The organism is Methylobrevis pamukkalensis (genome assembly GCF_001720135.1).
Lineage (GTDB): Bacteria > Pseudomonadota > Alphaproteobacteria > Rhizobiales > Pleomorphomonadaceae > Methylobrevis > Methylobrevis pamukkalensis.
On record NZ_MCRJ01000024.1, the window covers coordinates 1 to 20137 of the forward strand.

The following is a 20137-nucleotide window of genomic DNA, read 5'->3' on the forward strand; positions in this document are numbered from 1 at the left end:
TTGCCCTCGAAAAGGCGACGCCATTGCAATCGATCATCGACACTCCGACCGTTTCTTGCTCCGGTTCAGATCAGATCGAAGGACAACCTTGGAAGTCTTCAATCTTTTCATGAGATCCGGCCGAAGTGGCCGTAATGACTGCGATCTTTCTGCCGCCGCCCTGTCTGATCCTGAAAATACACACCCCCCATGAGGGGGGCAAGATAGGAATCTTTACGAACCGTTTACGACTCCGACACAGACGGGCGGGGTGCCGCGGCGGGAGGCGGGAAGGGTGCCGGGAACACGTTGGCGAGTCAGCAGATTCGCGACGCGATCGCTTCATCCGTGTATCGGCCGCAAACCTGTCAAGGGGTCTGAAAATTTTCCCCGACAATGATCATGACGGTTCGGCAAATGTGCCCGCGAAAAGGCACCACCTATCAAGCAATTGATTTTGAAGGTTTTTTTGTGCCAGCCTCTGCGCGGCTCCGGCGCTGCCCGGAAAGCCGGCAAAGGGTTGGAAAGGCGGCAGCAGGGGCCGAAAACACGAAGGGCCCGGCGTGAAGCCGAGCCCTGTAGCGTCGCGATCGTTCACCTGATGGTTGCGTTGGCAGCCGCGGGTGACGTCGGTGTGTGCGCAATGCGACCGTCGACCGGAGCGCTGCCGCTCAGCCGAGCGCCTTCACGCGGGCGGCGAGGCGCGAGACCTTCCGCGAAGCGGTGTTCTTGTGCACGATGCCCTTCTGGGCGGCACGCATCAGTTCCGGCTGCACCACGGCGAAGGCGGCGGCAGCTGCGGCGGCGTCGCCGCTGGCGATGGCCTCTTCGACCTTGCGCACAGTACCGCGCATGCGGGTGCGGCGGTTCTTGTTGATCGCGGTGCGGCGCGCAATCTTGCGCACCGCCTTCTTGGCCGAAGTCGTGTTGGCCATCTCGAGCCCTTCCTGTGATCCGTGCCGCATCCGGAGCGCGGCGCCCCGCCACCCCATGGGTGACGCTGCGGGCGACCGGCCGGCGGGCAACGGAAAGATATGGCGGCGACGACGTCACCACCTGTTTCGGAGCGCGCTTATAGTCCCTCGCGGGCGGTCCGTCAACGTGGCGGGCACGGGGGCGCGCGGAAAATCCGCGCGAGGGGCCGTTCCTCTCCGGAGGGTCCCCGTCCGGAGACCCGCTCCCCGGGCAGTCACCGTCCGGAGAAATGCGGCGCACGCTTCTCGATGAAGGCGGCCATGCCCTCCTTCTGGTCCTCGGTGGCGAACATGGCGTGAAACAGGCGCCGCTCGAAGCGGAGGCCTTCGGCGAGCGACACTTCCTCGGCCCGGTTGACCGTCTCCTTGGCCATCATCGCGATCGGCAGCGACAGGTCGGCGATCTTCTCGGCGATCTTCAGCGTCTCCTCCAGCAGGCTGTCGGCCGGGAAGATCCGGCTGACGAGGCCGGCGCGCTCGGCCTCGGCCGCGTCCATCATCCGCCCGGTCAGCACCATGTCCATCGCCTTCGACCGGCCAACGAGCCGGGCCAGCCGCTGGGTGCCGCCCATGCCCGGCATGATGCCGAGGGTGATCTCCGGCTGGCCGAAGCGGGCGCTGTCGGCGGCGAGAATGAAGTCGCAGCTCATCGCCAGTTCGCAGCCGCCGCCGAGCGCATAGCCCGAAACGGCCGCCACCAGCGGCTTGCGGCAGCGCGCCACCCGGTCGATCCGCTGGGCGAAGTCGCCCATGTAGGCGGTGAGGAAATCGAGCTTGGCCATTTCCTTGATGTCGGCGCCGGCGGCAAAGGCCTTGTCCGAACCGGTGAGCACGATGCAGCCGATCGCGGCGTCGGCTTCGAAGGCGTCGAGCGCTTCGCCGAGTTCGGTCAGAAGCGCGTCCGACAGGGCGTTCAGCGCCTTCGGCCGGTCGAGGCGAATGAGGCCGACATGGCCGCGGGTCTCGGTGACGATGCATTCGAACGGCATCGGCTCTCCTCTTCTTCTCTAGGGTCCGGGTGACAGGCAGGTCCGTCCGGCAGGCTATCACGTCTGGCAGAGGGCGCAGTAGAAGGTGGAGCGCCCGCCCTGGGGAATGCGCGTCACATGGCCGCCGCAACCCGGCCGCGCGCAGGGCGCGCCGGCCCGGTCGTAGACGGCAAAGCGGTGCTGGAACAGGCCGAGCGTGCCGTCGGTGCGCTGATGGTCGCGCAGCGACGAGCCGCCGGCCTCGATCGCCTCGCCGATCACCGCCCGGATCGCGGCCACCAGCGCCTCGCGCTTGGCGGCCGCGGCGGGGCCGGACAGGGAGCCTGCCGGGGCGAGCGGCGACAGGCCGGTGCGGAACAGCGCCTCGCAGACATAGATGTTGCCAAGCCCGCGATCAGCTTCTGGTCGAGCAGGGCCGCCTTCAGCGACACGATCTTGCCGGCAAACACCCGGTCGAGATGGTCGGGCGACAGCGCGTTGCCGGTCGGTTCCGGCCCGAGGCCGCGAAAATGCGGATGGGCCTCGATCCCGGCGCGCGGCACCAGCGTCATGAAGCCGAAGCGGCGCGGGTCGTTGTAGACGATGCGACTGCCGGCGTCGGTCTCGAACACCACATGGTCGTGGATCTCCGCCCGCGGCTTGGCGTGGTAATAGGGATCGGGCGCGCCGTTCTGCGCCCCCTCGAAGCGGAACGAGCCGGACATGCCGAGATGCATGACGAGGCAGACGCCGTCGTCGAGGTCGGCGACGAGATATTTCGCCCGCCGCCCGAGCGCGCTGACGCGCCGTCCCGTGATCCGCGCGGCAAAGTCATCCGGAAAGGGAAAGCGCAGGTCCGGCCGGCGCTGGTCGACCTTCGTGATCACCGCCCCTTCCAGAACCGGCTGCAGGCCGCGCCGCACGGTCTCGACTTCGGGAAGTTCGGGCATCGGGGTCCTCGGGTCCGCAACGGGTCCGCGAGATGTAGGCAAGGCGGGCACTTCGGGCAATGCCACGTCTCCCCGGCGAAGCGCGTGAAAACGGCTCCCATCGCGCGTGACGGCTGTGCCATGATCGCCGCCTGCCGGCGCCCGTTCCTGCTGCCGGGCCTACGGGAGGCAATACGGTGACCTTTTCCTCCTTCATGCTTCAGTATGCCGGCGTGAGCGTTTCGACCGTCGCCGCCCGGGCGCCATCGCTGTTCATCACCGAAGGCGCCCCGTTCGGCCGCTTTCCGGCGATCACGGACGGCGAGGTGGCCACCCTCCAGGGCGCCGGCACCACGGTGGTCGGCTATGTCAACGTCGCCGTCACCGACGACACCCGACCCTACTGGAACCCGGACTGGACCGAGGACGAAACCGATCGCGGCGCGCTCACCGATCTTGCGCCGAGCTGGCTGGTTGGCCAGCCGAAGAATTGCTTCGGCCGCATCGCCGACTATGACGACCCGGCCTGGCGCCAGATCGTGATCGACCAGGCGGTCGAACTCGTCTCCCGGGGCTATGGCGGCGTCTTCCTCGACGACGTCGGCATCTATTTCACGGAGGGCTCGACCGGCGGGCCGGTCGCCGGGCGGGCGCTGAAGATGATGGCCTTCGTGACGGAGATCGCCGAGGCGATCCGCGCGGTCGATCCCGGCGCCGTCCTGGTGGTCAACTCCACGCCCTATATCCCCACCGACGCGACCGGCGGGCCGGCAAGCGCCACGGCCGCCGCCTTCCTCGACGCCGTCGACGCCATGCTGTTCGAGAATTACTTCGGGCTCAGTCGCGCCCGCGAGACCGCCGCCATCGACGTCGGCATCACCTACATCCTGCCCCACATGGACATTCTGGCGCTGGAATCGGAGGGCGGCATCGAAGCGGCCGCCCGCTTCCTTCTGGAGGCGGAGGCGGCCGGCTTCGCCGGTTTTGCCTCCTTCGGCGGCAGCTACGCGACGGCGGGCTACAACCGGGTCGACGGCATTGCGGCGAGCGAGACGCTGGGCGGATCGTCCGGCCAGGACATCATCTTCGCCGGGGCGGGCCATGACATCGTGAACGGCGGCGACGGGGCCGATCTCGTGCGCGGCGAGGACGGCAGCGACCGTCTCTCGGGCGGCCGCCATGCCGACATCCTTGCGGGCGGGGCAGGGGGGGACACGCTCAAGGGCGGCAAGGGTGATGACACGCTGGTCGGCGGCCGCGGCAACGACCGTCTGTCCGGCGGCGACGGCGACGATGTGCTGGCCGGTGGCCAGCATGCCGACGTCTTCGTCTTCGACGCGGCGCTTTCCAGTGCGGGGACTGACCGGATCACCGATTTTGGCAGCGGCAACGACCGGATCGAGCTGTCGGCCTCGGTGTTCGCCGGCCTTGCACCGGGCGCCCTCGCGGGTGCTGCCTTTGTCGTCGGCGCGGCCGCCGCCGATGCGAATGACCGGATCATCCACAATGCCTCGAAAGGAACTCTGTGGTTCGATGCCGACGGATCGGGCGCCGGCGCATGGTGCGCTTTGCGACCCTCACCGGTGCGCCGGACCTTTCCGCCGCCGATTTCCTCATCGTGTGAAACCGGCACCCGCGTCGATTCCGCTCCCCTCCGGCGCGCATCCGCCCTATAAGCGGTGCGACAGATCCCTGGGATACGGAGAATGCGGCGATGACGGCAAATGACACGGCGAGCTTCGGCTTCCGCGACGTGGACGTCGGCGCCAAGCAGACGATGGTGGACGAGGTGTTCCACGCCGTTGCCAAGCGCTACGACATCATGAACGACGCCATGTCGGCCGGCGTCCACCGGATCTGGAAGGACGCCTTCGTCTCGCGGCTCGCGCCGCCGCGCACCGGCTCCAGGCCCTTCCGGGTGATCGATGTCGCCGGCGGCACCGGCGACATCGCCTTCCGCATCCACGACCGTTCCGGCGGCCACGCCCGTCCCACCGTCGTCGACATCAACGGCTCGATGCTCGCCGTCGGCCGCGAGCGGGCCGAAAAGCGCGGGCTGACGGGCATCGACTTCGTCGAGGCCAACGCCGAGGAGCTGCCCTTCGAGGCGTCGAGCTTCGACGCCTACACGATCGCCTTCGGCATCCGCAACGTGCCGCGGATCGACAAGGCGCTGTCGGAGGCCTTTCGCGTGCTGCGGCCGGGCGGGCGCTTCCTCTGCCTCGAATTCTCCTCGGTCGACGTGCCCGGCCTCGACCGGCTCTACGATCTCTATTCCTTCCACGTGATCCCGCGGCTCGGCCAGGCGATCGCCGGCGACGCGGACAGCTACCGCTATCTCGTGGAATCGATCCGCCGCTTCCCCAACCAGGAGCGCTTCGCGCAGATGATCCGCGACGCAGGCTTCTCGCGGGTCGGCTACACCAACCTCACGGGCGGGGTCGCTGCGATCCACGTCGGCGTCAAGATCTGAGGTCCGGGCGTCGCGATGTCCTCTGTCGGTGATGTCCTGCGGCTCGCCCGCGCCGGCTACGTGCTGGCGCGCGAAGGCGTGCTCACGGCGATTCCCTTTCCCGAACCGATGCCGGTCGGCCTCAAGGCCGCGCTCTACGGCGCGCGGCTGATCCAGCGCCGCTCGGCCTCCGGCGCCGACGGCGCGGCGCGCCTCACCGTAGCGCTCAACCGGCTCGGGCCGTCCTATGTCAAGCTCGGCCAGTTCCTCGCCACCCGGCCGGATCTCGTCGGCGCGAGCTTTGCCCGCGATCTGACCGCGCTCCAGGACGCGCTGCCGCCCTTCGGCGAGGCGGTGGCCCGCACGGAAATCGCGGCGGCCTATGGCCGTCCGGTCGACGCGGTGTTTGCCAGCTTCAGCCCGCCGCTCGCCGCCGCCTCGATCGCCCAGGTCCACCGGGCCGAGGTGATCGACGAGACCGGCGAGCGCCGGCCGGTGGCGGTCAAGGTGCTGCGGCCCGGGGTCGACGTGCGCTTTCGCGCCGATCTCTCGGCCTTCTACCGGGTGGCGCGGCTGATGGAGCGGGTGCATGCGCCCTCGCGCCGGCTGCGCCCGGTGGCGATCGTCGACACGCTCGCCCGCTCCGTGCTGCTGGAGATGGATTTTCGTCTGGAAGCGGCCGCTTTGTCCGAGATGGCGGAGAATGTCGCCGCCGACGAGGGCTTTCGGGTGCCGGCGGTGGACTGGCGGCTGACCAGCCGGGGCGTGCTCGTCCTCGAATGGATCGACGGCCACAAGCTGTCCGACCTTGCCGGCATCGCGGCGGCCGGCCACGACGGCGTGGCGCTGGCGCGCAACCTGTTGCAGTCCTTCCTGCGCCATGCCCTGCGCGACGGCTTCTTCCACGCCGACATGCACCAGGGCAACCTGTTCGTCGAGGCGGACGGCACCATCGTCGCGGTCGACTTCGGCATCATGGGCCGGCTCGGGCCGAAGGAGCGGCGCTTCCTCGCCGAGATCCTCTACGGCTTCATCATCCGCGACTATGTCCGCGTCGCCGAGGTGCATTTCGAGGCCGGCTACGTGCCGGCCCACCACGATGTCGCGAGCTTCGCCCAGGCGCTGCGGGCGATCGGCGAGCCGCTGCAGGGCCACACGGCCGCCGACATCTCCATGTCGCGCCTGCTCAACCAGCTGTTCGAGGTCACCGACCTGTTCGACATGGCCACCCGGCCGGAGCTGATCATGCTCCAGAAGACCATGGTCGTGGTGGAGGGCGTCGCCCGCACCCTCGACCCCGGCCTCGACATGTGGAAGACCGCCGATCCGGTGGTGCGGACCTGGATCGAGCGCAATCTCGGCCCGCGCGGCATGATCGAGGATGCGGCCGGACAGCTCCGGGCGCTGTGGCGCCTGACGTCCAAGCTGCCGGATCTTGCCGAACGCGCCGACCGGCTGGCGCGGCGCTTCGACGACGCCGGCGACGAGGTCGTCCGCGTGCGCCCGGTGTTCTCGGGCCGCGCCGTCGCCGCGCTGTGGGTGGGCGCGCTGTCGCTCGCGGCGATCGCGGCGGCGATCTGGTTCGGATAGCGCCTTCGCGGGGCAAGCAGGCCGCGCGGTCGACGCACCGGGGCGGCAGGGAGACACGGATGCGGCTCTTCATCTTCGGTGCCGGCTATTCCGGCCTCGCGCTGGCCCGGCGGCTGGCCGGCACGGCCGAATGGATCGGCGGCACCACCCGTCATGACGCGCGTCTCGGCGCGCTGCGGGATGCCGGTATCGAACCGTTCCTGTTCGATGGCACCCAGGCGGGCGCGGGCGTGTCCGCGGCGCTGCAGAGGGCGACCCATGTGGTGATGTCGATCGCCCCGGAGCCGGCCGGCGACCCGGTTCTCATCCACCATGGCGCGGACCTCGCCTCGGCGCCGGCGCTGGACTGGCTCGGCTACTGGTCGACGATCGGCGTCTACGGCGATCACGGCGGCGCCCATGTCGACGAGACGGCGGAGTGCCGCCCCGTGAGCGCGCGCTCCAAGCTGCGGCTGGAGATCGAGCAGGCCTGGCAGGCCTTCGCCGCCGCGCGCGGCGTGCCCGTCGCCGTGATGCGGCTTGCCGGCATCTACGGCCCCGGCCGCAACGCCTTCGTCAAGCTCGCCGAGGGCACGGCCCGCCGGCTGGTCAAGCCCGGCCAGGTGTTCAACCGCATCCATGTGGACGACATCGCCACAGTCACCGCCGCCGCGATGGAACGGCGCGTGGGCGGCATCTTCAACGTCTGCGACGACGAGCCGGCCCCGCCCCAGGACGTGATCGCCTATGCCGCCGGGCTGATGGGCGTGCCGCCGCCCCCCGAACAGGATTTTGCCACCGCTGACCTCTCGCCGATGGCCCGCTCCTTCTACGGCGAGAACAAGCGCTGCCGGAATGGCAAGCTCAACGCGGATCTCGGCGTCACGCTCGCCCATCCGACCTACCGCGAGGCCCATGCGGCCATGTGGGCGGCGGGAGACTGGCGCTAGGTCAGGCCCAGCGCGCCGCCTCGTCCACCAGCCGGCCGACCACCGTGTCGAGGGAGGCCGAGGTGCGCTCGGACGTGAGTTCGCCCTTGTCGTCGAAGGCGGTCGCGGCGCCGGGCACCACCACCTGCTCGGGGATCACGGTGGCGCCGATGCCGATCTCCAGCACCTGCCTGAGGGTCATCAGCGAGCGCATGCCGCCGAAGGCGCCCGGCGAGGCGGCGCCGACCGCGAAGACGCGCTTGCGGAAGGCCGAGGGCTCGCCCGGTGCGGGCCGCACCCGGCTGATCCAGTCGATCGTGTTCTTGAGCAGCGGCGTGACCGAGGAATTGTATTCCGGGCTTGTGAGGAAGATGCCGCTGTGGGCGGCAAACAGCCCGGCGAGGCGTTTGGCCGGTTCCGGCACGCCGCTCTCGCCCTCCAGATCGCCGTCGTAGATCGGCAGCGGATAGTCGGTCAGCGAGATCCGCGTCACCTCGATGTCGCGCATTGCGAATCGCTTGGCCGCAAGCGCCGCGAGCTGCGCGTTGAAGGAACCGGTCCGGTTGGAACCGGGCAGCACGAGGATGCGGGGGGCGGGTCTCGGCATGGAGCAACCTTGGTCTTAAGGACAGGTGGCCGCGAGCCTAGCCGCCGGACCGGACATTGCAAGTCCCCGCTCGCGCTCCCGTCGGACTCGGATCGGGTGAGCGCGAGCAGCCGGCCCCCGCCGCGCCGCCATCCGGCACGACCCCCTCTTGCCATCGCGGGTGGGCGCATTAGTTTGTAGTCATTCTAATTTGAGGCTGCGCTGATGTTCGACCTTTCCCGCCGTGCCTTTTCCGATCTCTCCGAGCAGGAGGTGCTCGCCCTCGCCATTTCCTCCGAGGAGGAGGACATGCGGATCTACGCCAGCTATGCCGAAGGCTGCGCGCCGACTTTCCCGCCACCGCGGCGGTGTTCTCCGACATGGCGGCCGAGGAATCGGGCCACCGCGCGCGGCTGATCGACCTCCACCGGGAGAAGTTCGGCGAGGTGGTGCCGCTGATCCGGCGCGAGCATGTGCGCGGCTTCTATGCGCGCAAGCCCTACTGGCTGGTGCGTCCGCTCGGGCTGGACCGGGTGCGGCGCGAGGCCGAAGACATGGAGGCGCAGGCGGCGAACTTCTACCTGAAGGCGGCGCAGCGTACCTCGGACGCCGGCATCCGCGCGCTGCTCGGCCAGCTGGCCGCCGCCGAGGGCGCGCACCGGCTCCGCGCCGCCGAACTCGGCGAACGGCACCTGACCGCGCAGGCCCGTCTCGACGAAGGCAAGGCCGATCACCGGCGTTTCCTGCTGCAGATCGTCCAGCCGGGTCTTGCCGGACTGATGGACGGCTCGGTCTCCACGCTCGCCCCGGTGTTCGCGGCCGCCTTCGCCACCCACGACACCTGGCAGACCTTCCTGGTCGGCATGGCCGCCTCGATCGGCGCCGGCATCTCGATGGGCTTCACCGAGGCGGCCTCCGACGACGGCGCGCTCACCGGGCGCGGCAGCCCGTGGATCCGCGGCGCCGCCGCCGGCATCATGACCGCGGTCGGCGGCCTCGGCCATGCGCTGCCCTATCTCATTCCCGATTTCGTCACCGCGACGGTGGTCGCTGCGCTGATCGTGCTGCTCGAGCTCTGGGCGATCTCGTGGATCCGCTGGAAATACATGGACACGCCCTTCCTCCGGGCGGCCTTTCAGGTGGTGGTCGGCGGATTCCTCGTGTTCCTCGCCGGCATCCTGATCGGCAACGCCTGACGTGTCGGCCGCCAGAACGAAGAAGGCCCGACCTTGCGGCCGGGCCTCTGACGAGACGGGACGAGACTGTGTGCCGGCGCCTCAGGCGGCCGGCACGCCGGTCGGCAGCGGACAGGAGACGCCCGTGCCGCCGAGGCCGCAGTAGCCGTTCGGGTTCTTGGCGAGATACTGCTGATGGTAGGCTTCGGCGTAATAATACGGGCCGGCGTCGACGATCTCGGTGGTGATCTTCTGCGGCCGGCCGGCCCTGGCCAGCGCCTCCTGGTAGGTCGCGCGCGAGCGTTCGGCCACCGCGCGCTGCGCGGCATCCGTCACGTAGATGCCCGAGCGATACTGCGTGCCGGTGTCGTTGCCCTGGCGCATGCCCTGCGTCGGGTCGTGGCTTTCCCAGAAGGCCTTCAGAATGCCCTCGAAGGAGATCGCCGCGGGATCGAACACCACCTGCACCACCTCGTTGTGGCCGGTGAGGCCGCTGCAGACCTCCTGGTAGGTCGGATTGGGCGTGAGGCCGGCGATATAGCCGACCGACGTGACCCACACCCCCGGCAGCTGCCAGAACTTGCGCTCGGCGCCCCAGAAGCAGCCGAGGCCGAGCACGACGCTTTGATAACCCTCCGGCCACGGGCCGGCGAGCGGACGATGGTTCACGAAATGGAAGTCGGCGGTCGGGATCGGCGCGGCCCGGCCGGGCATCGCCTCGGCGGCGGTCGGCAGCTTGAGCTTGCGGTTGAGCATGTCGGCGAGAAACATCAGGCGGTCTCCCTTCTTGAAAGCGGTCCGACCCGGCAGGTCCCCGGTCGGCGGCACGTCAGGCCTGCGGACGCCGCGTGCCGCGACGGCCGAGATACATCAGCAGCAGGCCGAGAAGCCCCCCGACCACGAAGGTCGGCGCGGCGAGCAGGGTGACGAGCAGCGGGTCCCAGGCGAGATCGCCGAGGGTGTCGCGCACGCCGGCCTGCGCCGCGTTGAGGCTGGACGGGCTGAGCGCGAACCAGGTCGCACCGAGCGGCGTCACCACCAGCCGGTCGGAGGAAATCGTGCGCACGCCATCGGCGATCAGGGCGATGAAGGACGCCGTGAACACGGCCAGTCCGGCAAGGCGAAGAAGAAAGCGCAGCATGAGCCCGTCCGTCGGTCCTGGCTGTCCGGCCCGATATGGGGTGCCGGAGCGCGCGGGACAATGATTCCCGGGCGATCTCGTCCCGGCTGCCGCGCCATGATCACCACGGCAGGGCCCCCGCCGTCATCCGAATTCGGCGTGACACCGCCGTGATCGGGCCGTTGGCCGGCGCCGGGCGACGCGAAACGCCCCGGACATGACGAGGGGCGCCGCAGCGCCCCTCCCGATCCGTCGGCCGAAGGCCTCAGGCGTCGAGGCGCTCGATGATGAGGCTGCGCAGCGAGCGCAGGTCCTTGGCAAAGCCGCGGATGCCCTCGGCGAGCTTCTCGGTCGCCATCGCGTTCTCGTTCATCGCCCAGCGGAAGGCCCGCTCGTCGGTCGGATAGATCGCGGGCTTGCCCGTCACCATCTCCGGCGACAGCTTGCGCGGCAGCTCGCCCTCGTCGGCGGCGAGCTCGTCCAGCAGCGCCGGGGAGATGGTCAGCCGGTCGCAACCGGCCAGCGCCTCGATCTCGGCGGCCGTGCGGAAGGACGCGCCCATCACCACGGTCTCGATGCCGTGGGCCTTGTAGTAGGTGTAGATCTCGCGCACCGACAGAACGCCCGGATCTTCCTCGGCCGTAAAGCTGCGGCCTTCCTTGGCGACATACCAGTCGAGGATGCGGCCGACGAAGGGCGAGATCAGGAAGGCCTTGGCCTCGGCGCAGGCCACGGCCTGGGCGATGCTGAAGATCAGCGTCATGTTGCAGTCGATGCCTTCGCCCTGCAGCACCTCGGCGGCGCGGATGCCCTCCCAGGTGGAGGCGAGCTTGATCAGGATCTTCTCGCGCGGGATGCCGAGGGCGTCATAGGCGGCGACGATCTCGTGGGCCTTGGCGATGCTGCCGGCGGTGTCGAAGGAGAGGTCGGCGTCGACCTCGGTCGAGACCCGGCCGGGCACGAGGCGCGCGAGTTCCGCGCCCACGGCGACGGCAAGACGGTCGCCGATCGCGGCCACGACACCTTCGCGCGTGCCGGACTGGCTGCGGCCCCAGGTCACCGCCTCGTCGAACAGCGCCGCATGGCTCGTCAGACCGAGCGCCTTCAGCACCAGCGTCGGGTTGGTGGTGCAGTCGACGGGCTTCAGGCGCCGGATGGCGTCGATGTCGCCGGTGTCGGCGACGACGGTGGTCATGGCGCGCAGTTGATCGAGTTTGGAAGTCATGACTCTCTTTCCGGAATTCTTGTTGCCATCGGTGCCGGGCTGGGAGGCAAGGCATAGCAGCCGGCGCGACCGGCGTCGATGCCGCCAGGGGCAAGCCGTGCGGCAGATGCGCGGGTGCTCTGCGCCGAGCGGGCGGCATCTTTCAGGTGCCGCGGGAACGCCGTCAGGCCGGTTCCTGGTCGTTGAGCGCAAGCACCTCGCCGGCCAGATAGAGCGAGCCACAGACAAGAATGCGCGGCGCCATCTGTTCGTTCCAGCTGGTCGAAAGCCGGGCGAGCGCGTCGGCGACATCGGGGGCCGACTCGGCGGCAAGGCCCGCGGAGGTGGCGGCCGCGGCCAGTTCCTCCGGCGGCCAGCCGGCGTCGGACGAGGCGATCGGCACGGTGTAGACGTGGCGCGCCAGCCCCTTGAAGGAGGAGAAGAAGCCGACCGGATCCTTGGTCGTCAGCATGCCGACGACGAGCACCAGCGGCCGGGCGACCCGTTCCTCCAGATCGGCCATGGCCGCCGACACCACCTCGCCGGCGCCGGCATTGTGGCCGCCGTCGAGCCAGATCTCGGTGCCGGAGACGGCGCCGGCAAACAGAGGCCCCGGCATCAGCCGCTGCAGGCGGGCGGGCCATTCCACGGTGTCGAGGCCGGCTTCGATCGCCGCGACCGGCACGGCGAGGCCGGCATGGCGCAGGGCGGCGATCGCGGTGCCCGCATTCTGGAACTGGTGCTGGCCGGCAAGGCGCGGCCGCGGCAGGTCGAGCAGGCCCTGGCCGTCCTGATAGACGAGCCGGCCGTGTTCCTCGTGCACCGCCCAGTCCTGGCCGCCGACGAACAGCGGCGCCTTGCGCCGGGCCGCCTCGGTCTCGAACACGGCGCGGATCTCGTCGGTGGCCGGGCTGGTCACCACCGGCCGGCCGCGCTTGATGATGCCGGCCTTCTCGCCGGCGATCGCCGTCACCGTGTCGCCGAGGAAGGCCTGGTGGTCGAGCGAGATCGAGGTGATCACCGACACCAGCGGATCGCGGATCACGTTGGTGGCGTCGAACCGGCCGCCAAGGCCGACCTCGAGCAGGACGTAGTCGGCCGGATGCTCGGAAAACAGCACGAAGCCGGCCGCCGTCAGCATCTCGAACAGGGTGATCTGCTCGTCGCCGTTTGCCGCCTCCACCCGCGCCAGCGCATCGGAAAAGGCCGCGTCACCGACGTAGGAACTCCGGCCCGGGCCGGTCGCCAGCCGGTAGCGCTCGTTGAAGCGGACGAGATGCGGCGAGGTGTGGGTGTGGACCCGCGCCCGGTTCGCCTCCAGCATCGCCCGCAGGAAGGCGATGGTGGAGCCCTTGCCGTTGGTGCCGGCAACGTGGATCACGGGAGGAATGCGGAGGTGCGGATCACCGAGGGCGCCCAGCAGTCGCTCGATGCGCGCCAGCGAAAGGTCGTAACCCTTCGGCCAGCGCGACGACAGGCGGTCGATGATCTCCAGCGTCGCAGGCATGTGTCGGGTGTCCTCGGGCCGCCTCAGGCGGGGGCGGTCTCGGCTGCAACCGGCGCCTCGAGGGCCGGAACGGAGGCGGTCGGCTCGGTCCGCACGCCGCTGAGCAGGCGGCAGAGGCGGGCCAGCGTCTCGCGCATCTGGTGGCGATGCACCACCATGTCGACCATGCCGTGCTCGAACAGGTATTCGGAGCGCTGGAAGCCCTCGGGCAGCTTCTCGCGGATCGTCTGCTCGATCACGCGCGGGCCGGCAAAGCCGATCAGGGCGCCCGGCTCGGCCACATGCACGTCGCCGAGCATGGCATAGGAGGCCGTCACGCCGCCGGTGGTCGGGTTGGTCAGGACCACGATGTAGGGCAGGCCGGCCTCGCGCAGCGCCTCGATCGCCACCGTGGTGCGCGGCATCTGCATCAGCGACAGGATGCCTTCCTGCATGCGCGCGCCGCCGGAGGCGCAGAACATGATGTAGGGCGCGTGGCGCTTCACCGCCTCCAGCATGCCGGTCACGATCGCCTCGCCGGCGGCCATGCCGAGCGAGCCGCCCATGAAGTCGAAGTCCTGCACGCCGGCCACGACCTCGACGCCTTCGAGCAGGCCGGCGCCGACCAGCACGGCGTCCTCGCGCCCGGTCTTGGCGCGGGCGCCTTGATGCGGTCGCTGTAGCGCTTCTCGTCCCGGAACTTCAGCGGATCGGCCACCACGGCGGGCAGGGCGATCGGCTCGAAGCGGCCCTCGTCGAACAGGCTCTCCAGCCGGCGCGGCGCGGGCATGCGCATGTGGTAGCCGGACTTCGGCACGACCCACTGGTTGGCCTCGAGATCGCGGTGAAACACCATCTCGCCGGACTCGGGGCACTTGAGCCACAGGTTCTCCGGCACGTCCCTCTTGACGAGGAGCTGGCGGATTTTCGGGCGGACGACGCTGTTGATCCAGTTCAAGACGGCACCTTCGGACGCTGCGGGAGGAACGAGCGTCTCCTGAGAATGTGGCGGGGCGAAGTCGCGGCACCGGCGCCGCGGCCCGCCGCCGACGTCGGTCTGGTCTATCGGAAAACGCCGGGGGCGTCGAGACGGGGCACCGTGGCGCGCCGAACCAGCACTTCTTCCCCGAAACGACGGACGATGCGGTGATCCGATCCGGCGGGCGCAGCAGCCTGAATGGTCAGGCGGCTTCGCTCCGGGCTGCGCGCACGCCCGCGGCAAGATCGGCGACGATGGCGGTGACGGCGCCGACGGTGCGGTCCGTCGCCTTGCCGTCTTCCAGCGAATCCCGCACCGCGTTGACCAGCGCCGAGCCGACCACCACGCCGTCGGCGTCGCGGCCGAGGGTGCGGGCCTGCTCGAAGGACTTCACGCCGAAGCCGACCATCACCGGCAGGTCGGTGTGGCGCTTGATCCGCTCGACCGCGACCTTGACCCGGCCGGCGTCGGGCGCGGCGGTGCCGGTGATGCCGAGGATCGAGACGTAGTAGACGAAGCCCGAGGTGTTCGCGAGCACGGCCGGCAGGCGGGCGTCGTCGGTGGTCGGCGTCGCAAGGCGGATGAAGCTGATGCCGGCCTCGATCGCCGGCAGGCACAGCTCCTCGTCCTCTTCGGGCGGCAGGTCGACGACGATGAGCCCGTCGACGCCGGCGGCCTTGGCGTCCGTCAGGAAGCGCTCGACGCCATAGATGTAGATCGGATTGTAGTAGCCCATCAGCACCAGCGGGGTCGTCTCGTTGCCGGCGCGGAAGGCGCGCACCATATCCAGGGTGCGGATCATGGTCTGGCCGCCGTTGAGGGCGCGCAGGGTCGCGGCCTGGATCGGCGGGCCCTCGGCCATCGGATCGGAGAAGGGCATGCCGAACTCGACGATGTCGGCCCCGGCCTCGGGCAGCGCCTTCAGGATCTCCAGCGACGTGTCGTAGTCCGGATCGCCGGCGGTCACGAAGGTGACGAGGGCCGGCCGGCCCTCGGCGGCGAGCCGCGCGACGGTGCTGTCGATGCGTGTCTTGGTCATGTCGTTGTCCCGGCCGGGCCCCGGTCAAGGTGCCGTTCCACATTGGCATCGATCTAGGCGGGGCGGTGCGGCCCTGTCAATCGCGCCCGGCCGCGCGGTGGCCGCGCCGCTGTCGGCCCGTTCCCGGGGCGACCGCCTCGGTTGCGGCCGTTCCGAGCCAGCACCCGGTGCGGGAGCAGCCATGTCACAAGAGGTGTATGACTTTTGTGCAGATGCTGCATAATAAGGCGACATGAAGTGTCCTATACTTATGCAACGTGCACCATACATAAGCAAAAACGCGGATGGGCCCATGCTGATCGACCTCAAGTCCTTCTTCTGCCGTCACGAACCGCCGAGTGTCTCGCATCTCGCCAGCCTGAAGTCCGGTCTCGGCGGGCTGATCGGCATCGGCCTGTCGGGCGGTCTTGCCGGCCTCACCGGGCTGCCCTTCCTCATCGCGCCCTTCGGCGCCTCGGCGGTTCTGGTGTTCGGCCAGCCGGCCAGCCCCCTTGCCCAGCCGGCCAACGTGATCGGCGGCTATGCGGTCGCGACCCTCGTCACGCTGGTGGTTCTGGCCTTCCTGCCGATGGGCTGGCTGGCAGCGGCGATCGGCGTCGGCGCGGCGATCGCGCTGATGGCGTTGCTGCGCGTCACCCATCCGCCGGCCGGTGCGATCCCGATCCTCGCCGCCACGTCCTCGATCCACGGCCTCACGCTGGTGGCGGTGGTGGCCGGCGGCAGCCTGTTGCTGGTGCTGGTCGCCGCCCTCCACCATCGCCTGCCGCCGCGCCTCCATGTCTACCCGCGCCGGGTCGACCAGTCCTGAGCGGGTCCCCCCTGGCAGACCGGACCTCGATGCACCAGATCTCCGACCGGACGCCTCTTGAAGGTCGCGCCCGGCTTTGTCCGCCGGCCGCGTGGACAGACGCGGAGATCCGTGCAAGGGGATGTGCCGAGGATTTCCCTGACATGATGGCGCCGCCCGCTGCGGGCGGCGAGGCGGACGGACGTGGCGCTCGAGATCAAGATCTGCGGATTGTCGACGAACGACAGCATCGACTGGGCGCGCGGCGCCGGAGCCGGCACCATCGGCCTCGTCCATTTTCCAAGAAGCCCCCGTCACGTCGATCTCGATGCGATGGCCACGCTTGCCGCGCATGCCCGGCGGGCGGCCCCTGATCTCGCGGTGGAGCCGGCGCGGGTCGTCGCGCTCACCGTCGATGCCGACGATGACCTGCTTGCCGCCATCATGGCTGCCGCCGCGCCCGACGTGCTCCAGCTCCACGGCCACGAGGATCTGGCGCGGGCGCGCGCGATCGAAAGCCGCTTCGGCGTGCCGGTCCTGAAGGCCCTCGGCATCGCCGACGCGGCCGACGTCGGCGTCGCACGGGAGTGGTCGAAGGCCGGCATCCGCCTGCTGCTCGACGCCAAGCCGCCGAAGGAGGCGACCCGCCCCGGCGGCCTTGGCCGGACTTTCGACTGGTCGCTCCTGACGGCGCTTGACCATGACCGGTCCTTCATGCTTTCCGGGGGCCTTGACCCCGACAATGTCGCCGAGGCGGTGCGTTTGCTGCGCCCGGGCGGCGTCGACGTGTCGTCGGGCGTCGAGACGGCGCCGGGGATCAAGAGCCGCAACCGGATCGCGGCCTTCGTTGCGGCGGCGAGGGCTGCGGACGAAGAGGGTGCGGCGGCTGCGGCCGGTCGCCAGAGGAAGGACATCGAGGCGTGAACGCGAAGCCAAATTCCTATCGCACCGGTCCCGACGAGCGCGGACATTTCGGCCTCTATGGCGGACGCTTCGTCGCCGAGACGCTGATGCCGCTGATCCTCGAACTCGAGGCGGCCTACGAGGCCGCCAAGATCGATCCGGCCTTCCACGCCGAGATCGCCAACCTCCACACCCACTATGTCGCCGGCCGAGCCCGATGTATTTCGCCGAGCGCTGACCGAGCACCTCGGCGGCGCGAAGATCTATTTCAAGCGCGACGAGCTGAACCACACCGGCAGCCACAAGATCAACAATTGCCTCGGCCAGATCCTGCTGGCCAAGCGCATGGGCAAGACCCGGATCATCGCCGAGACCGGCGCCGGCCAGCACGGCGTTGCCACCGCCACGGTCTGCGCCCGCTTCGGCTTCCCTTGTGAAGTCTACATGGGCGCGACCGACGTGGAGCGTCAGGCGCCCAACGTGTTCCGCATGAAGCTCCTGGGCGCCAAGGTCCATCCGGTCACCGCCGGCCACGGCACGCTCAAGGACGCGATGAACGAGGCGCTGCGCGACTGGGTGACCAATGTCGAGGACACCTATTACCTGATCGGCACCGCCGCCGGCCCGCATCCCTATCCGGCGATGGTCCGCGACTTCCAGTCGATCATCGGCACGGAAGCCCGCGCCCAGATCCAGGAGATGGAAGGCCGGCTGCCGGACGCCATCGTCGCCTGCGTCGGCGGCGGCTCCAACGCCATCGGCCTGTTCCATCCCTTCCTCGACGACGAGGAGGTGGCGATCTACGGCGTGGAGGCCGGCGGCCACGGGCTCGACGTCCACAACGGCCATGCCGCCTCGCTCACCGGCGGCCGTCCCGGCGTGCTCCACGGCAACCGCACCTATCTGCTGCAGGACGACGACGGCCAGATCCTCGAGGGCCACTCGATCTCGGCCGGCCTCGACTATCCGGGCATCGGCCCGGAACATTCCTTCCTGCGCGACACCGGCCGCGTGACCTACGTGCCCGCGACCGACGCCGAGGCGATGGAGGCCTTCCAGTTGCTGACCCGGCTGGAGGGGATCATCCCGGCGCTGGAGCCGGCCCATGCGCTCGCCCACGTGATCAAGCTGGCGCCGACCATGGCCAAGGACCAGATCCTCGTGATGAATCTCTGCGGGCGCGGCGACAAGGACGTGTTCACCGTCGGTCGCCTGCTCGGCTTCGAGATGTGACGGGACAGAGGACAGCATGCCCAACATCACCGTCCAGCTCTTTCCCGGGCGCTCCGTCGAGACGCGCCGCGAACTCGTCGCCGAACTGACGCGGACCACCTGCGCCGTGCTCGGCTGTTCGCCCGCCGCCGTCACCGTGATCCTCCAGGACGTCGAGCCCCACAACTGGGGCGTCGGCGGCGACCTCTTCTCCGACAAGCTGGCGACGAAGGCCGCCAGCGACGGCGACGCGGACTGAGGGGACGCGGACTGAAGGGGGCGAGACGCTGCGGCTGGTCCGCCTGGCGTTTCATCGCCTGTCATGAGCGCTCCGGTCCGTTTCGGCAAGGATCGGAGATCGCAAGGGATTTGATCCTCTCATCCGTCTTCGCCGGGCTTGACCCGGCGATCCACTGGCCGTGCGGCACGCCACATGGTCGGTTGGGGCCACGCGTTGACGGCCCGGTCGATCGCTCTCCTCAGCGAGGCTATTGGGTTGCCGGGTCAAGCCCGGCAAAGACGGCAGAGGGGCTGAGACACGTAACGCGCTCCCGCGCCACCGCACTGCGGTTCCGCGCCCCATCGCGGCATGCGCCGGCCCGCCCGTCGCCGCCCGGCCATCCCTTGCCCGTCAGATCCCGCCGCGGTTCCACAGCGCGTAGATCGTCATTCCCGCCGCCGCCAGCAGCAGGATGATCATCCTGTCGCGCTGGGGGTCGCGCCGGCGGCCGCGGCCCCTGCGGGCCATTGCCATGCGCATCAGTCGCCGCAGCATCGGGGATCCTCCGTCGGCGTCACGTCTCCCCAAAACGATAGGCCGTGACCTGCCGGTAGGTCTCTCCCGGCCGCAGCACGGCGGAGGGAAAGCGCGGGTTGTTGATCGCGTCGGGAAACACCTGGGGCTCCAGACAGATCCCGGAATTGGGCGAGAAAGATCGTCCGTCGGTGCCGGCCATCGGCACGATCATCGACCCGTCGTAGACCTGCAGCCCCGGCTCGGTGGTGAACAGATCCATCGTCAGGCCGCCTTGCCCGGACAGCCGGGCGGCCAGACGCGGCGTGTCGGAGCGCGCGTCGGTCAGCACGAAATTGTGGTCGTAGCCGACCCGCCCGCCGGCCTCCGCGCGCCGGATCGGCCGGGCGGCGCGGAAATCGAAGGGCGTGCCCGCCACGGGCCGGATCTCGCCGGTCGGGATCAGGTCGGCGTCGATCGGCGTATAGGCTTCCGCCGCCACGGTGAGGTCATGATCCAGGATGTCGCCGTCGCCGTCGAGGTTGAAATAGGCGTGGCCGGCGAGGTTGACGAGCGTCGGCGCGTCGGTGGTGGCCGTCAGCGTGATCGTCAGACGGCGATCCGCCGCGATCTCGTAGCGGCAGGACACGTCAAGTGTGCCCGGATAGCCCTCCTCGCCGTCCGGCGAACGCCGGGTTAGCGTCACGGACTGGTCGTCGCGGCTTTCCACCTGCCACAGCCGCTGGGCAAAGCCGCGCAGGCCGCCGTGGAGATGGGTCCGGCCGGCCTGGTTGAGCGGCAGCCGATAGGAGGTGCCGTCGAGTTCGAAGGCGCCGCCGGCGATGCGGTTGGCGCAGCGCCCGGCAATCGCGCCGAAATAGCGGCCGTCGCCGTCATAGGGCGCGACCTCCTCGAAGCCGAGCACGACATTGCGCGGCCCCTGTGCGGTGGACACATCAAGCCGCCGCAGGATGGCGCCGAAGGTGAGGATCGCGGCCGAGAGGCCATCGCGGCCGATGGTGATCTCCTCCACCGTCTCGCCGGTCGCAAGTCTGCCGAAGGCGCGCGTCGTCATCTGGTCTCTCCCGCTGTCGGTCCTCTTTCCGGGCGCGC

At 69.6% G+C, this 20137-nt stretch carries 17 protein-coding genes and 4 pseudogenes; 9 read left to right on the plus strand and 12 right to left on the minus strand.

The features are described 5' to 3' along the window. Window positions 1–650: 650 nt before the first annotated feature. The 3 genes and pseudogenes from rpsT to mutM form a co-directional block, all read right to left on the minus strand. Window positions 651–914, minus strand: coding sequence for a 30S ribosomal protein S20 (gene rpsT, locus A6302_RS05935; protein ID WP_069306277.1), 264 nt, complete (start codon window positions 912–914; stop codon window positions 651–653). Window positions 915–1168: 254 nt separating this feature from the next. Then, window positions 1169–1942 (minus strand): enoyl-CoA hydratase, encoded by a 774-nt coding sequence (locus tag A6302_RS05940; protein ID WP_069306278.1) that lies wholly within the window; start codon window positions 1940–1942, stop codon window positions 1169–1171. 57 nt (window positions 1943–1999) lie between these two features. Continuing rightward, window positions 2000–2871: pseudogene (mutM, locus tag A6302_RS05945) on the minus strand (bifunctional DNA-formamidopyrimidine glycosylase/DNA-(apurinic or apyrimidinic site) lyase). 176 nt (window positions 2872–3047) lie between these two features. Here mutM and A6302_RS05950 point away from each other — a divergent pair. From A6302_RS05950 to A6302_RS05965, 4 genes are read left to right on the plus strand one after another with little or no spacing between them, the layout of a single operon-like run. Next, window positions 3048–4526 (plus strand): endo alpha-1,4 polygalactosaminidase, encoded by a 1479-nt coding sequence (locus A6302_RS05950; protein ID WP_069306279.1) that lies wholly within the window; start codon window positions 3048–3050, stop codon window positions 4524–4526. 38 nt (window positions 4527–4564) lie between these two features. After that, window positions 4565–5323 (plus strand): bifunctional demethylmenaquinone methyltransferase/2-methoxy-6-polyprenyl-1,4-benzoquinol methylase UbiE, encoded by a 759-nt coding sequence (gene ubiE / locus A6302_RS05955; protein WP_069306280.1) that lies wholly within the window; start codon window positions 4565–4567, stop codon window positions 5321–5323. Window positions 5324–5338: 15 nt separating this feature from the next. Beyond that, on the plus strand, window positions 5339–6892 hold the full coding sequence (ubiB, locus tag A6302_RS05960; RefSeq protein ID WP_069306281.1) for a 2-polyprenylphenol 6-hydroxylase: 1554 nt from the start codon (window positions 5339–5341) through the stop codon (window positions 6890–6892). A 59-nt stretch (window positions 6893–6951) separates the two neighbouring features. Further along, window positions 6952–7821 (plus strand): SDR family oxidoreductase, encoded by an 870-nt coding sequence (locus tag A6302_RS05965; RefSeq protein WP_069306282.1) that lies wholly within the window; start codon window positions 6952–6954, stop codon window positions 7819–7821. 1 nt (window position 7822) lies between these two features. Here A6302_RS05965 and A6302_RS05970 read toward each other — a convergent pair whose 3' ends face one another. Further along, window positions 7823–8407, minus strand: a complete 585-nt coding sequence (locus A6302_RS05970) for an NADPH-dependent FMN reductase (RefSeq protein ID WP_069306283.1) — start codon at window positions 8405–8407, stop codon at window positions 7823–7825. A 204-nt stretch (window positions 8408–8611) separates the two neighbouring features. On the opposite strand from A6302_RS05970, the pseudogene mbfA reads away from it, so the two are divergent. Next, a pseudogene (gene mbfA, locus A6302_RS05975) lies at window positions 8612–9582 on the plus strand (iron exporter MbfA). An 81-nt stretch (window positions 9583–9663) separates the two neighbouring features. Here mbfA and msrA read toward each other — a convergent pair. The 6 genes and pseudogenes from msrA to trpA form a co-directional block, all read right to left on the minus strand. Next, window positions 9664–10332, minus strand: a complete 669-nt coding sequence (gene msrA / locus A6302_RS05980; RefSeq protein WP_069306284.1) for a peptide-methionine (S)-S-oxide reductase MsrA — start codon at window positions 10330–10332, stop codon at window positions 9664–9666. Window positions 10333–10390: 58 nt separating this feature from the next. Beyond that, entirely contained in the window at window positions 10391–10702 is a 312-nt protein-coding gene (locus A6302_RS05985) for a hypothetical protein (RefSeq protein WP_069306285.1), read from the minus strand. A gap of 244 nt (window positions 10703–10946) precedes the next feature. Further along, window positions 10947–11906 (minus strand): transaldolase, encoded by a 960-nt coding sequence (tal, locus tag A6302_RS05990; RefSeq protein ID WP_069306286.1) that lies wholly within the window; start codon window positions 11904–11906, stop codon window positions 10947–10949. 163 nt (window positions 11907–12069) lie between these two features. Then, window positions 12070–13392, minus strand: coding sequence for a bifunctional folylpolyglutamate synthase/dihydrofolate synthase (locus tag A6302_RS05995; RefSeq protein ID WP_069306287.1), 1323 nt, complete (start codon window positions 13390–13392; stop codon window positions 12070–12072). 23 nt (window positions 13393–13415) lie between these two features. After that, window positions 13416–14329 (minus strand): annotated as a pseudogene (gene accD, locus A6302_RS06000) (acetyl-CoA carboxylase, carboxyltransferase subunit beta). A 223-nt stretch (window positions 14330–14552) separates the two neighbouring features. Next, a complete protein-coding gene (gene trpA / locus A6302_RS06005) occupies window positions 14553–15389 on the minus strand; it encodes a tryptophan synthase subunit alpha (RefSeq protein WP_069306288.1) in 837 nt (278 codons plus the stop codon). 292 nt (window positions 15390–15681) lie between these two features. Between trpA and A6302_RS06010 the strand changes: the two genes are divergently transcribed. The 4 genes and pseudogenes from A6302_RS06010 to A6302_RS06025 all read left to right on the plus strand — a co-directional run bounded on the left by A6302_RS06010 (window position 15682) and on the right by A6302_RS06025 (window position 18550). Further along, window positions 15682–16197 (plus strand): HPP family protein, encoded by a 516-nt coding sequence (locus tag A6302_RS06010; RefSeq protein ID WP_069306289.1) that lies wholly within the window; start codon window positions 15682–15684, stop codon window positions 16195–16197. A 183-nt stretch (window positions 16198–16380) separates the two neighbouring features. Beyond that, entirely contained in the window at window positions 16381–17100 is a 720-nt protein-coding gene (locus tag A6302_RS06015; protein WP_069306290.1) for a phosphoribosylanthranilate isomerase, read from the plus strand. Next, window positions 17097–18312, plus strand: a pseudogene (trpB, locus tag A6302_RS06020) (tryptophan synthase subunit beta). Before A6302_RS06015 ends, trpB begins: the two are co-directional and overlap by 4 nt. Window positions 18313–18328: 16 nt before the next feature. After that, window positions 18329–18550 (plus strand): 4-oxalocrotonate tautomerase, encoded by a 222-nt coding sequence (locus A6302_RS06025; RefSeq protein ID WP_069306291.1) that lies wholly within the window; start codon window positions 18329–18331, stop codon window positions 18548–18550. A 372-nt stretch (window positions 18551–18922) separates the two neighbouring features. Here A6302_RS06025 and A6302_RS22745 read toward each other — a convergent pair whose 3' ends face one another. Next, the gene (locus A6302_RS22745; RefSeq protein WP_169833509.1) at window positions 18923–19066 is read right to left on the minus strand and encodes a hypothetical protein; all 144 of its coding nucleotides are present in this window, start codon (window positions 19064–19066) and stop codon (window positions 18923–18925) included. A 19-nt stretch (window positions 19067–19085) separates the two neighbouring features. Further along, window positions 19086–20099, minus strand: coding sequence for an aldose epimerase family protein (locus tag A6302_RS06030; protein WP_069306292.1), 1014 nt, complete (start codon window positions 20097–20099; stop codon window positions 19086–19088). Window positions 20100–20137 lie beyond the last annotated feature (38 nt).